The sequence below is a fragment of the Gordonia alkanivorans NBRC 16433 genome (genome assembly GCF_000225505.1).
Lineage (GTDB): Bacteria > Actinomycetota > Actinomycetes > Mycobacteriales > Mycobacteriaceae > Gordonia > Gordonia alkanivorans.
On the sequence record NZ_BACI01000050.1, the window covers coordinates 91,541 to 104,118 of the forward strand.

Below are 12,578 nucleotides of genomic sequence, written 5' to 3' on the forward strand. Positions count from 1 at the left end.
TCCTCATGATCCCGCAAGCACCGCCGGTCCGGACGGCGCAGGTGTACACGCTCGCCGACAGCTCGGCGTCGACCCCGGTCCTCGACATCGTCGTCCCCGTCCACAACGAACAGGCCGACGTCGCGTCGTCGGTGCGCCAGCTCGCCGACCATCTGCGGCAGCACGTCCCGTACCCGGCGCGCATCACCGTCGCCGACAACGCCAGCACCGACGACACCCTCGCGATCGCCCTCGGTCTGGTCGACGAACTCGAGGGCGTCCGCGTCGTCCACCTCGAGGAGAAGGGGCGGGGGCGTGCGCTCAACGGGGTGTGGCAGTGCAGCGACGCCGAGATCGTCGCCTACTGCGACGTCGACCTCTCCACCGACCTCAACGCGCTGATGCCGCTCATCGCCCCGCTGGTGTCGCGGCATTCCGACATCGCGATCGGCACCCGGCTCAGCCGGTCGTCGCGGGTCGTCCGCGGACCCAAGCGGGAGTTCATCTCGCGCTCCTACAACCTCATCCTCCGAACCGCCATGGGCGCCAGGTTCTCCGACGCCCAGTGCGGGTTCAAGGCCATGCGCACCGACATCGCACGCGGGTTGCTGCCGTTCGTCGTCGACACCGGCTGGTTCTTCGACACCGAGCTGCTCGTTCTCGCCGAGCAGATCGGCTTGCGGATCGCGGAGGTCCCGGTCGACTGGGTCGACGACCAGGACAGCATCGTCGACATCGTGCCCACCGCACTCGCCGATCTGAAGGGTTGTGCGCGAGTCGGTCTCGCGCTGGCGATGGGGCGGCTGCCGATCGCGCAGCTCCGCGCCTCCATCGGTCGCGGCCGGGCGGCCGGCCCCCAGATCGACGGTGTGCCGAAGGGTTTGGTCGGTCAGCTCGCGCGGTTCTGTGTGGTGGGTGTCGCCTCGACGATCTCCTTCGCGGTGCTGTTCCTGGCGTTGCATTCGTTCCTGGGAGCGCAGGTGTCGAACCTGGTCGCCCTCGCGATCACCGCCGTCCTGAACACCGCAGCCAACCGCCGGTTCAGCTTCGGCGTCCGCGGGCGTGACAACGCACTCCGCCACCAGTTGTTCGGTCTCGGGGTGTTCCTGTTCGGCTGGCTGGTCACCGCCGGCTCCCTGTTGTTCCTGCACACCGTCGCGCCGGACGCGACCAAACACATCGAACTGATCATCCTCGTGGTCGCGAACCTGGTGGCCACGCTCACCCGGTTCGTCGGTCTCCGCTGGGTGTTCCGCAAGACCCCGGAGGTTGTCGCATGACGACACTGACCATCGACCCACCCCTCGACTCCGCTCCGCGGACGCATGCACACGCGAAGAACGTGCTGTGGGCACGTCTCTCACTGGCCACGCTGCTGATCGGTACCGGTGTCCTCTATCTGTGGAATCTCTCGACCAACGGTTGGGCTAACTCCTTCTACTCGGCGGCCATCCAGGCCGGTTCGGAATCGTGGAAGGCCTGGTTCTTCGGATCGAGCGACATGGCGAACTCGATCACCGTCGACAAACCACCTGCCTCGCTGTGGATTCCGGGCATCAGTGCCCGGATCTTCGGCGTCAACTCCTGGTCGATCCTGGTGCCCGAGGTCCTGATGGGCGTCGCATCGGTCGCGTTGCTGTACCTGATCACGCGAAAGTACTTCGGCCACTGGGCCGGAATCCTCGCCGGCGCGGTACTGGCGCTGACGCCGGTCGCGGCGTTGATGTTTCGCTTCGACAACCCCGAAGCCCTGCTCATCCTGCTGATGATCGCGGCCGTGTGGTCGCTGATGAAGGCCGTCGACGACGGCCGGTGGCGGTGGCTGATCCTCACCGGCGTGTTCATCGGGTTCGGATTCCTCACCAAGCAGTTGCAGGTGATGTTGATCGTGCCGGCACTGTCGGTCACCTATCTGGCCTTCGGTCCGCGTGGTTGGTTGCGCCGGCTGGGTCAGCTGTTCGCCGCGCTCGGAGCGATGATCGTGAGCGCCGGCTGGTGGATACTCGCCGTCGAACTCTGGCCGACGTCCTCGCGGCCGTATATCGGTGGTTCGCAGAACAATTCGATTCTCGAGCTGACTCTCGGCTACAACGGGTTCGGCCGACTCAACGGCAACGAGACCGGGGCCGTGGTCCCCGGCCGTTCCGGTATGGGCGAGATGGGTGGCCCCCGTGGCCCCGGCGGTGGCCCGTGGGGTGAGACCGGATGGCTGCGGATGTTCGAACCTGCGCAGGCCGGTCAGATCGCGTGGCTCATCCCGACCGGGCTCCTACTCGCCGTTGTCGCGGCAGTCCTGATCGGCGGTGCGCGACGGACCGAACCGCGTCGCGCCTACCTCGTGGTCTGGGGAATGTGGCTGCTGGTCACGATGGGTGTCTTCAGCTTCATGGCCGGGATCTTCCACCAGTACTACACCGCAGCCCTCGCCCCGGCGGTCGCTGCTCTCGTCGCCAGTGGTGGGGCGGTCTGCTGGAGTCACCGCGGCCGACTGTGGGTCCGGATCGCTCTCGGCGCATCCGTGTGGATCGCGGCCGGCTGGGGCTTCGTCCTGCTGAACCGCACCCCCGACTTCGTGCCGTGGCTGCGCGTCGTGGTCCTCGTCGTCGGCCTGCTCGCCGGTGCCGCGATGGTCTTCGCCAACCTCCGCGGTGTCGCAGGTGCAGCGGTGACCGGTGCGATCCTCGCCGGACTCGCCGGTCCGGTCGCGTACACGATCGACACGGTGACGACCGAGAAGAGCGGTTCGATCATCACCGCCGGCCCGCGGGTCGAGGGCGAGTTCGGCCCTGGTGGACGCGGAGGCCCCGGCCAGGGGATGCCCGGCAGTCGCGGCGGTGACGGGCCCGGTGGCCTGCTGCGCGGTTCGACCCCCACCGCAGCCGTTGTCGAGAAGCTGAACGCCGACGCCGACCGGTACACGTGGGTGGCCGCGGCGGTCGGGTCGATGTCCGCCTCGGGCTACCAGCTCGAGAGCGGCCATTCGGTGATGCCGATCGGCGGGTTCAACGGCAGCGATCCGTCGCCGGCCCTCGCCGAGTTCCAGAAACTGGTCGCCGAGAGAAGGATTCACTACTTCCTCGGCGGTGGTGGCGGGCCCGGTATGGGCGGGGACCCGATGGGCACGGACTCCGAACGTCCGGCATCGTCGATCAGTGCGTGGGTTCAGGAGAACTTCACCGCGGTGACGGTCGACGGGGTCACGATGTACGACCTGACCCAGCAGACCGGCTGATGCGCTCACCGGCGCGTGACGCGGGCCCTGTACGCAGTCGTTTAGAGTCATGGTCGTGCGAGTACTCGTGATCGGCTCGGGCGGCCGCGAACATGCCCTTCTCATCGGCCTCAGGAACGATCCGTCGGTCACCGACCTGCATGTCGCTCCCGGTAACGCCGGCACCTCGGCGATCGCCACCAACCATGCCGTCGACGTGGTCTCCGGTGAGGCGGTCGTCGCCCTGGCGCAGAAGCTGGAAGCCGACCTCGTGGTCATCGGACCCGAGGTGCCCCTGGTTCTCGGCGTCGCCGATGCGTTGCGCGAAGCCGGCATCGCAACCTTCGGTCCCAGCGCGCAGGCCGCGCAGATCGAGGGCTCCAAGGCTTTCGCCAAGGACGTGATGGCCGCGGCCGGCGTCCACACCGCACACGCGGAGATCGTCGACAACCCCGCGCACCTCGACGCGGCACTCGACCGCTTCGGGCCCACCTGGGTCGTCAAGGACGACGGTCTCGCCGCGGGTAAGGGCGTCGTCGTCACGGCCGACCGCGACGTCGCCCGCGACCACGCCGCCGAGTGCCTGGAGAGCGGACACCCCGTCCTGCTGGAGAGCTTCCTCGACGGTCCCGAGGTGTCGCTGTTCTGCCTCGTCGACGGCGAGACCGTGGTGCCGCTGCTGCCCGCGCAGGACCACAAGCGGGTCGGCGACAACGACGCCGGACCCAACACCGGCGGCATGGGTGCCTACACACCGCTGCAGTGGCTGCCCGCCGAGATGACCGAGCGCATCGTCGACGAGGTCGTCAAACCTGTTGCGGCCGAGATGGTCAAGCGCGGAATCCCGTTCTCGGGTCTCCTGTACGCCGGTCTCGCCATCGGCAAGGACGGGCCTGCGGTCGTCGAATTCAACTGCCGCTTCGGTGATCCCGAGACCCAGGCGGTCCTCGCGCTGCTGAAGTCCCCGCTCGGTGCGGCGCTCAACGCGACCGCAACCGGGACCCTCGCCGACCTGCCGGCACTCGAATGGCACGACGGCGCCGCGGTCACCGTGGTCGTCGCCGCCGAGAACTACCCGGGCACGCCGCGCACCGGTGACGTCATCACCGGCGCCGACGCCGAGGGCGTGCTGCACGCCGGCACTTCCACGAATGCGGATGGTGCGATCGTCTCCGCCGGGGGTCGTGTGCTGGCCGTCGTGGGTACCGGCGCCGACCTCGCCGAGGCCCGCGCCCAGGCCTACGACCGGATCGCGAAGATCAAGCTGCCGGGCTCGCACTTCCGCACCGACATCGGTCGCAACGCCCTCGAGGGCAAGATCAGCATCTAGCCGCAGACCCGGGCGGGTCGGGGACTCAGTTCGCGAGATTGCGGCCGAGGAACTCGATCTGCTCGGGAAGCACGCTGCGCCAGTACCGATTGGTGTGACCACCGGCGGCGGTCCCGAAGGCGGCCGGCGGGTGAAGGCCCGCGGCCCACTGGCGGGTGTAGGTGTAGAACTGGTCGCTCGAACCGATGTTGATGAGCAGCGGGATCTTCGCGAAGCTCGGCTGCGCGCCGAACAGCGAGTTGGCCTGGTAGTCGGCGAGGCCGTCGAAGGCGCGCGGGGGGAAGTTGCGCGGATCGGCCCACATCGCGGGCGAGCTGACCGCCACCGCGGCGACGCGCGGCGCACCGAGCATCGACGCCAGACGCAGCGCGCCGTATCCGCCCATCGACCATCCGAAGAGACCGATGCGGTCGGTGGACAGGTTGAGCCGCGGATCGTTCGCGAGCATCGGCAGGAACTCGTCGAGGATCATCGCGCCACCGTCGGTGCCGTCGGCCCGTCGGTGGTAGTAGTTGCGGCCCACGTCGGCGGCGGCCAGCGCGAACGGGGCGTTGCCGTTGTCCACGTACTGCTGCATCACGGTCTGCATCTCGAGTTTCGACCCGAAGATGGTCTTCTCGTTGGTGTTCAGCGCGTGCAGCACGACAACGACGGGCAGCTTGCCGGTCACGCCGTTGGGTCGGGCGACCGCCCAGCGGGTGTCGCGGCCGCCCATGCGGGCGGACTTGAAGCTGCCGGTGATCAGCGGGGGGCCACTGGTGACCGGGGGCGGCGAGGTCTCGATCGGCAGCTCGTCGTCGGCGGCACGGCCTTCGAGGTTGCGCGGCTGCACCGACGCCGACGGTGCCTTGTCCGAGCATGCGGCCAGTCCGAGCGCGGCGGCCCCGACGCCGGCGGCGAGCACGGCACGACGGCCCACGCGCGGAAGGTCGCGGTCGGCTGCATCGGAGAATCGGGATCGCACGCTCGTCATCGAAGCACCAGGGTAATCGCGGACCCCGGGCTCGACGCAACGTCGAGTCGGCCGACTCGCCGCCGCTGTGAGAAATCTGTCTCGGACTTGACGTTCAGTCGAGCGACGCGATGGCCTTCTGCAGGAGTTCGGCTGCTCCGGACGCCACGTCGGGCAGGCCCGGGGCGTCGGTCACCGCGACCATGATGTCGGGGTTCATCGCCTCGACGATGACGGTCCCGGCGTTGTCGGTGTCGTCGCGCACCACCACATTGCAGGGGAGCAGCAGGCCGATCTGCCTCTCGATCCCGAGCGCGCGATGGGCGAACTGCGGATTGCAGGCCCCGAGGATGAGGTAGTTCTCTATGTCCTCGTCGAGCTTCTTCTTGAGCGTCGCCTTCACGTCGATCTCGGTGAGCACGCCGAATCCGACATCGCTGAGCGCTTCCCGCGTCCGCGCGACCGCGTCGTCGAAGTCCGTCTTCAGGGTCGTCTGGTAACCGAGTTTCATGATCACTCCTCTCGTGGTGCTCCTCGCGTGCGTCAGGCGAGCGCCAGGAACAACTTTTCCATCTGATCGATCGTCATCGGCTCCGAGTCCTTGGACTGTTCACCGGTTATGCATTCGCGGAGGCCGGTCGCGACGATCTTGAAACCGGCCCGATCCAGTGCACTCGACACCGCGGCGAGTTGGGTCACGACGTCCTTGCAGTCGCGTCCCTGTTCGATCATCGAGATTACGCCCGCGAGCTGTCCATGGGCGCGGCGTAGCCGATTGAGCACGACGCCGATCGATTCTTCGTCGCCGACCATGACGACCTCCTTGTGGTTCTGCACGCGTGTGGTTCTGCACGCGTGGACTTGCCCGACAAACGTCGATCATACCCCTTGGGGTATGAGGAGCGGTCTGGTCCGGTCGGCATCTGCGTGGCGAAGTCGGCGAAGGTCGGCCGCGGAGGCGATCCTCGTGTCCGATGACGACTGGCACCTGCCCTGAACAGGGCATTCACCACGCGTGTCAGGGTCTTATACGGGAAATCGACTGTGCTTGTACCGCTTTGAGCAAAAGCAATACGGCGGTACGGATGCCTTTGGCAGCATGAACCACATGATGACGTCGGCGGCGACACCCAAGGGTGCGCGACGGCGGTCTCGCTTGATCGAGGCCGCCGGCGAGCTGCTGCTCGAAGGCGGCTTCGACGCCGTGCGTCATCGTGCGGTGGCCGAACGTGCCCAGTTGCCGCTGGCGTCGACGACGTACTACTTCGCCTCCCTCGACGACCTGATGGCCGAGGCGGCAGCCAGCCTCTGCAGCCACGACGCGGAGGCAGTCACCGAGCGCTGCAACGCACTTCCGCGTCGACGCCGCGGGAAGACCGCGACCTCGACCGCCCTCGCCGAGGTCGTCGTCGGCGACGACACGATCCAGCAACTGTCGGCCCGTTACGAGATGATCGCGCTGTCGGCGCGGTACCCGATGCTGCGCGAGGTGGTGAGCGACAGGTGGCAGACGCTGTCCATGTGTCACCTCGACGTCCTCGCCAAGTCCGGCCGGGTTGCCGACCCCGCCCACATCGCCCAGCTGATCGGGATCGAGGACGGCGCCATCGTCGGCGCACTCGGACAGAACGGTGTCCGGCCCATCGACGCGGTACGCGACGTCCTGCTCGAGGTGATCGACGTCCTGGCACCGCGAGCGTGACCGCAGGAAAGGAAGAAGGAATCGGATGTCGGGGGATTCGATGAGTAGGCGCCGTATGCGCAGAGGTCTTGTTGCCGCGCTCATGTCCGCGATCGCCGGGGTGCTGATGCTCGTCGCTCCCGGCGCCCAGGCGGCGCCGGCCGGTCGGGTCGACGCGGGTGTCCCGTTGTCGTCGGTGGTCTACGGAACCGGGTGCACCTACCCCGTGACCGTCGCGGTCAACTCGTCCGGCTGGGTGGAGTTCTGGGAGGTCAAGCCGGGTCTTCCGGCTCGATTCATCGGCCGCGATCTCCCCTCGGGTGCCCTTGCCTCGGTCACCTGGGTGCCCCGTCGGATCGGTGACAAGTACCTCTACGCCGTCCAGAACGGCAAGGCCTCGCAGCCCACCCTCGTGAAGGTGCGACAGGGCTACGGGTCCAACGGCACCTGCTTCGCGTTCTGAGCGTCGTGTGGGTCGGCAGGGTTGAGGAATTCGGGATCCGCTCCTGAGCGACCTACACTGAGCGGGTGTCGAAGCCCGTCATCGCCAACGTCCTGGCCAGCCGCTATGCCTCCACCGACCTCGCCGAGCTGTGGTCGGCCACCACCAAGATCGCCCTCGAACGGCGACTGTGGATCGCGGTATTGAAGGCACAGGCCGACCTCGGGATCGACGTCCCGGCCGACGCCATCGCCGACTATGAGCGCGTTGTCGACCAGGTAGACCTCGCCTCGATCGCCGACCGCGAGCGCGTCACCCGCCACGACGTCAAGGCTCGCATCGAGGAGTTCAACGCCCTCGCCGGTCACGAGCAGATCCACAAGGGCATGACCAGCCGCGACCTCACCGAGAACGTCGAGCAGCTGCAGATCCTCCGTTCCCTCGAGCACGTGCACGCCCATGGCGTCGCCGTCCTGGCCCGCATCGTCGAACGTGCCGCCCAGTACTCCTCGGTCGTGATGGCCGGCCGCAGCCATAACGTCGCCGCGCAGGCGACGACCCTCGGCAAGCGTTTCGCCTCGGCCGCCGACGAACTCATGATCGCGCTCACCCGACTTCGTGAGCTGATCGACCGCTACCCGCTGCGTGGCATCAAGGGCCCCATGGGCACCTCGCAGGACATGCTCGACCTCCTCGGCGGCGACGCCACCAAGCTCGCCGACCTCGAGGCGCGCGTCGCCGACCACCTCGGTTTCGCGCGGTCGTTCACCTCGGTCGGTCAGATCTACCCGCGGTCCCTCGACCACGACGTGGTGTCCGCGCTGGTCCAGGTCGCCGCCGCGCCGTCGTCGCTGGCCCACACCATCCGGCTCATGGCCGGCCACGAGCTGGTGACCGAGGGCTTCCAGCCCGGCCAGGTCGGCAGCTCGGCGATGCCGCACAAGATGAACACCCGCAGCTGCGAGCGCGTCAACGGTCTCGCGGTGGTCCTGCGCGGCTACGGCTCGATGGCCGCCGAACTCGCCGGTGCCCAGTGGAACGAGGGCGACGTCTTCTGCTCGGTGGTCCGCCGCGTCGCACTGCCCGACGCGTTCTTCGCGATCGACGGCCTGATGGAGACCTTCCTGACCGTCCTCGCCGAGTTCGGCGCGTACCCCGCGGTCATCGCCAACGAGCTCGACCGCTACCTGCCGTTCCTCGCGACCACCAAGGTGCTGATGGCGTCGGTGCGTGCGGGCGTGGGTCGGGAGACCGCGCACGAGGCGATCAAGGAGAACGCCGTCGCGGTGGCCCTGGCCATGCGCGAGGAGGGCCGCGAGCCTGACCTGCTGGACCGCCTCGCCGCCGACGACCGCATCCCGCTCGACCGGGCCCAGCTCGATGAGCTGCTCGCCGACAAGTCGGTCTTCGTGGGTGCCGCCGAACAGCAGGTCGCCGACGTCATCGCCGCCGCGGAGAAGATCATCGGCCAGTACCCGGAGGCCGCGGCCTACGCACCTGCCCCCATCCTCTAGGGGTCACTCCGGCGCGGAGGCGTCGGCGTGCCCGAGCTTCCAGTCGGGGAGCGCGACGTCGCGCACCAGGCGCTTGAGTTCGGGTGCCCCGGGGAATCCGCCGTCGCGTTTGCGCTCCCAGATCTGCGTGCCGTCGACGTCGATGTGGAACACGCCGCCGGTCCCGGGGACCAGCGTCACCGAGCCGATCTCGGTGCCGAAGGTGTTGAGCAGCTCCGATGCCATCCACGACGCCCGCAGCAGCCAGTTGCACTGGGTGCAGTAGGTGATGGTGATGTGCGGTGCGGTCATCGGTCAAGAATGTCAGAGGCTGCCGCCCCCGGCCGACCGGTGACCCTCTAGGGTCGAGTCCATGCGTCCTGAACTGCAGTCCTACCGGCATCTGGCGTCGGGGAAGGTCCGTGAGATCTACGAGATCGACGCCGACACCCTGCTGTTGGTGGCCTCCGACCGGATCTCGGCCTACGACCACATCTTGAGTCCCGCGATCCCCGACAAGGGACGCATCCTGACAGCGATGAGCTTCTTCTGGTTCGACGAGCTCGGCGTTCCCAACCACCTCGCCGGCGGTCCCACCGACGAACGCATCCCGGGCGAGGTCGTCGGCCGCTCGATGGTGGTGAAGCGCCTACCGATGGTGCAGGTCGAATGTGTGGCGCGCGGCTACCTGACGGGTTCGGGTCTGCTCGACTATCAGGCGACCGGTGCGGTGTGCGGCGTCGAACTGCCTGCGGGTCTGTCGGAGGCCTCCAAGCTGCCCGAGCCGATCTTCACCCCGGCCACCAAGGCCGAGCAGGGTGAACACGACGAGAACATCAGCTTCGAGCGCGTCGTCGAACAGGAGGGTGCCGAGCTGGCCGGGGCGCTGCGGTCGGCGACCCTCGACATCTACGGTCGCGGTGCTGCGGTGGCTGCCGACCGCGGGATCATCCTCGCCGACACCAAGTTCGAGTTCGGTCGCGGCCCCGACGGTGAGCTCGTGCTCGCCGACGAGGTTCTGACCCCCGACTCGTCGCGCTACTGGGAGGCCGCGACCTACGCGGCCGGCAAGGTCCAGCCCAGCTTCGACAAGCAGATCGTCCGGAACTGGCTCACCAGCGCCGAATCCGGTTGGGACCGTGCCTCCGATGTCGCTCCGCCATCGCTGCCCGACGACGTCGTCGAGAAGACGCGCCAGCGGTACATCGATGCCTACGAATGGATTTCGCAGAAGTCCTTCGCCGACTGGCCCACCGCGGAGGTGGCCTCGTGACCGACGAGCGAAACACCGCGACACCGCCGGTCGCCAAGAAGGTCCCGAAGGAACGCACCCACCACGGCGACACCTTCGTCGACGACTACGAATGGTTGCGCGACAAGGACGATCCGGAGGTGACCGCCTACCTCGAGGCGCAGAACGCGTTCACCGAGGCGCACACCGGTCACCTGTCGGATCTGCGCAAGCAGATCTTCGACGAGATCAAGAGCCGCACCAAGGAAACCGACATGTCGGTGCCCGTCCGACGTGGACGCTTCTGGTACTACGCCAGAACGCAAGAGGGCAAACAGTATTCGACGTCCTGCCGGTGCCCGATCGCCGGCGACGACGACTGGACCGCGCCGAAGGTCGACGACGGTGTGACGCTGCCCGGTGAGGAGGTCCTGCTCGACAGCAACGTCGAGGCCGAGGGACACGACTTCTTCAGCCTCGGTGCGCTCACCGTCAGCGACGACGGCAACTGGCTGGCCTACAGCACCGACGTCGTCGGCGACGAGCGATACACGCTGCGCATCAAGGACCTTCGTACCGGTCAGGTCCTCGACGACGTCGTCACCGACACCTCGGGTAGCGCGGTGTGGTCGGCCGACGCCCGCCACGTCTTCTATTCGACGGTCGACGCCGCATGGCGGCCGGACACGGTGTGGCGACACGACATCGGTGCGGGCACCGAGGACGTCAAGGTCTTCCACGAACCCGACGAGCGGTTCTGGGTCGGCATGGGCACCACCCGCAGCGACAAATACCTCGTCATCGGAGTCGGCTCCAAGATCACCTCGGAGAGCTACGTTCTCGAAGCCGACAACCCGACCGGTGAGTTCCGCAGCGTCGTGCCGCGCGTCGACGGCGTCGAGTACAGCGTCGAACATGCCGTCATCGGCGGCGACGACTACTTCGTCATCGTGCACAACGAGGTCGTGGACGGTCAGAAGGCGGAGAACTTCGCCATCGACATCGCGCCGGTGGACAGCCCCGCGGACCGGCGTCCGCTGATCGCACACGATCCGGCCCGCCGCGTCGAGGACCTCGACGCCTTCGCCGACTACCTGGTGCTGTCATACCGGCGAGAGGCGCTGCCGCGCCTGGCCATTGCGGACCTCCGCCGGATCGACGGCATCCCCGTCGAATCCGACTTCCACGAGGTCGAATTCGATCAGGAACTGAGCACGGCCGGGCTCGGCGGCAACCCCGAGTGGTGGTCACCGAAGCTGCGCATCGGCTACGGCAGCTTCATCGAACCCGCGGAGTTGTTCGAACTCGACGTCGCCACCGGCGAACGCACACTGCTGAAGCGGCAGCCGGTGCTCGGCGGCTACGACCCCGCCGACTACGTCCAGTCCCGTGAGTGGGCGGTCGCCGACGACGGCACCCGGATCCCGCTGTCGGTGGTGCGCCGCAAGGAGACCGACGCAGCGAAGCCTGCCCCGCTGCTGCTGTACGGTTACGGCTCGTACGAGGCCAGCATCGATCCCTATTTCTCGGTGTCCCGGCTGTCCATGCTCGATCGCGGCATGGTCTTCGTCCTCGCCCATATCCGTGGCGGCGGCGAGATGGGTCGCTACTGGTACGAGAACGGCAAGGACCTCAGCAAGAAGAACACCTTCACCGACTTCGTCGCGGCCGGACGCCATCTCGTCGAGACGGGATGGACGACGCCGCAGCAGATGGTCGCCGAGGGCGGTTCGGCCGGCGGTCTTCTGATGGGTGCGGTGGCCAACCTCGCGCCGGAGCTGTTCAACGGCATCCTGGCTTCGGTGCCGTTCGTCGACGCGCTGAACTCGATCCTCGACCCGTCGCTGCCGCTGACGGTCATCGAATGGGACGAGTGGGGCGACCCGCTGCACGACCCGAAGGTCTACGAGTACATGAAGACCTACACGCCGTACGAGAACGTCGACGCGAAGCCGTATCCGCCGATCCTCGCGTTGACCTCGCTCAACGACACCCGGGTGCTGTACACCGAGGCGGCGAAATGGGTGGCGCGGCTCCAGGAGAAGTCGACGTCGGGCAACCCGATCCTGCTGAAAACGGAGATGACGGCCGGTCACGGCGGAGTCAGCGGACGCTACAAGCAGTGGGAGGAAGTCGCTTTCGAGATCGCCTGGATTCTGCAGCAGTCCGGCGCACTCGACGGCTAGAAGGTACAGAGGAATCAGAAGAGCCCCACCACCCTCGCGGGCGGTGGGGCTCTTCTGGTTTCGACCAGGAGGT

12 protein-coding genes are annotated in these 12,578 nt (G+C 67.6%); 8 read left to right on the top strand and 4 right to left on the bottom strand.

The window, feature by feature from the left end; genetic code table 11:
* Positions 1 to 5: 5 nt before the first annotated feature.
* From GOALK_RS08410 to purD, 3 genes are read left to right on the top strand one after another with little or no spacing between them, the layout of a single operon-like run.
* Positions 6 to 1,259, top strand: coding sequence for a glycosyltransferase (locus tag GOALK_RS08410; protein ID WP_006358378.1), 1,254 nt, complete (start codon positions 6 to 8; stop codon positions 1,257 to 1,259).
* Complete coding sequence (locus GOALK_RS08415) at positions 1,256 to 3,211, top strand: ArnT family glycosyltransferase (protein WP_006358379.1); 1,956 nt, start codon at positions 1,256 to 1,258, stop codon at positions 3,209 to 3,211. Before GOALK_RS08410 ends, GOALK_RS08415 begins: the two co-directional genes overlap by 4 nt.
* A 55-nt stretch (positions 3,212 to 3,266) precedes the next feature.
* On the top strand, positions 3,267 to 4,520 hold the full coding sequence (gene purD / locus GOALK_RS08420; RefSeq protein WP_197028074.1) for a phosphoribosylamine--glycine ligase: 1,254 nt from the start codon (positions 3,267 to 3,269) through the stop codon (positions 4,518 to 4,520).
* Positions 4,521 to 4,545: 25 nt separating this feature from the next.
* On the opposite strand, the gene GOALK_RS08425 is transcribed toward purD, so the two are convergent.
* The 3 genes from GOALK_RS08425 to GOALK_RS08435 form a co-directional block, all read right to left on the bottom strand.
* Positions 4,546 to 5,493: an alpha/beta hydrolase gene (locus GOALK_RS08425; RefSeq protein WP_006358381.1), complete on the bottom strand. Its 948-nt coding sequence runs from the start codon at positions 5,491 to 5,493 to the stop codon at positions 4,546 to 4,548.
* 94 nt (positions 5,494 to 5,587) lie between these two features.
* Positions 5,588 to 5,983, bottom strand: coding sequence for a DUF302 domain-containing protein (locus GOALK_RS08430; RefSeq protein WP_040004088.1), 396 nt, complete (start codon positions 5,981 to 5,983; stop codon positions 5,588 to 5,590).
* Between the two features lie 32 nt (positions 5,984 to 6,015).
* Complete coding sequence (locus tag GOALK_RS08435) at positions 6,016 to 6,285, bottom strand: metal-sensitive transcriptional regulator (protein WP_005201272.1); 270 nt, start codon at positions 6,283 to 6,285, stop codon at positions 6,016 to 6,018.
* A 298-nt stretch (positions 6,286 to 6,583) separates the two neighbouring features.
* Here GOALK_RS08435 and GOALK_RS08440 point away from each other — a divergent pair, with 298 nt between their 5' ends.
* The 3 genes from GOALK_RS08440 to purB all read left to right on the top strand — a co-directional run bounded on the left by GOALK_RS08440 (position 6,584) and on the right by purB (position 9,109).
* Positions 6,584 to 7,174: a TetR/AcrR family transcriptional regulator gene (locus GOALK_RS08440; protein WP_197028075.1), complete on the top strand. Its 591-nt coding sequence runs from the start codon at positions 6,584 to 6,586 to the stop codon at positions 7,172 to 7,174.
* 55 nt (positions 7,175 to 7,229) lie between these two features.
* Positions 7,230 to 7,616, top strand: a complete 387-nt coding sequence (locus tag GOALK_RS08445) for a hypothetical protein (protein WP_006358385.1) — start codon at positions 7,230 to 7,232, stop codon at positions 7,614 to 7,616.
* A 65-nt stretch (positions 7,617 to 7,681) separates the two neighbouring features.
* Positions 7,682 to 9,109: an adenylosuccinate lyase gene (gene purB, locus GOALK_RS08450; RefSeq protein ID WP_006358386.1), complete on the top strand. Its 1,428-nt coding sequence runs from the start codon at positions 7,682 to 7,684 to the stop codon at positions 9,107 to 9,109.
* A gap of 3 nt (positions 9,110 to 9,112) precedes the next feature.
* Here purB and GOALK_RS08455 read toward each other — a convergent pair whose 3' ends face one another.
* Positions 9,113 to 9,400, bottom strand: coding sequence for an Rdx family protein (locus GOALK_RS08455; protein WP_006358387.1), 288 nt, complete (start codon positions 9,398 to 9,400; stop codon positions 9,113 to 9,115).
* A 61-nt stretch (positions 9,401 to 9,461) separates the two neighbouring features.
* Here GOALK_RS08455 and GOALK_RS08460 point away from each other — a divergent pair, with 61 nt between their 5' ends.
* Positions 9,462 to 10,361, top strand: coding sequence for a phosphoribosylaminoimidazolesuccinocarboxamide synthase (locus tag GOALK_RS08460; RefSeq protein ID WP_006358388.1), 900 nt, complete (start codon positions 9,462 to 9,464; stop codon positions 10,359 to 10,361).
* Positions 10,358 to 12,505 carry a S9 family peptidase gene (locus GOALK_RS08465; RefSeq protein WP_006358389.1) on the top strand — a complete coding sequence of 716 codons (2,148 nt, stop codon included), beginning with the start codon at positions 10,358 to 10,360 and terminating at the stop codon, positions 12,503 to 12,505. Before GOALK_RS08460 ends, GOALK_RS08465 begins: the two co-directional genes overlap by 4 nt.
* The last annotated feature ends 73 nt before the right edge of the window (positions 12,506 to 12,578 follow it).

What these genes read in the sequence shown, in the direction of transcription:
- GOALK_RS08410 (WP_006358378.1), top strand. Translation starts at nt 6, where the DNA reads ATGATCCCGCAAGCACCGCCGGTCCGGACGGCGCAGGTGTACACGCTC.
- GOALK_RS08415 (WP_006358379.1), top strand. Translation starts at nt 1,256, where the DNA reads ATGACGACACTGACCATCGACCCACCCCTCGACTCCGCTCCGCGGACG.
- GOALK_RS08425 (WP_006358381.1), bottom strand. Translation starts at nt 5,493, where the DNA reads ATGACGAGCGTGCGATCCCGATTCTCCGATGCAGCCGACCGCGACCTT.
- GOALK_RS08430 (WP_040004088.1), bottom strand. Translation starts at nt 5,983, where the DNA reads ATGAAACTCGGTTACCAGACGACCCTGAAGACGGACTTCGACGACGCG.
- GOALK_RS08435 (WP_005201272.1), bottom strand. Translation starts at nt 6,285, where the DNA reads ATGGTCGGCGACGAAGAATCGATCGGCGTCGTGCTCAATCGGCTACGC.
- GOALK_RS08440 (WP_197028075.1), top strand. Translation starts at nt 6,584, where the DNA reads ATGACGTCGGCGGCGACACCCAAGGGTGCGCGACGGCGGTCTCGCTTG.
- GOALK_RS08445 (WP_006358385.1), top strand. Translation starts at nt 7,230, where the DNA reads ATGCGCAGAGGTCTTGTTGCCGCGCTCATGTCCGCGATCGCCGGGGTG.
- GOALK_RS08455 (WP_006358387.1), bottom strand. Translation starts at nt 9,400, where the DNA reads ATGACCGCACCGCACATCACCATCACCTACTGCACCCAGTGCAACTGG.
- GOALK_RS08460 (WP_006358388.1), top strand. Translation starts at nt 9,462, where the DNA reads ATGCGTCCTGAACTGCAGTCCTACCGGCATCTGGCGTCGGGGAAGGTC.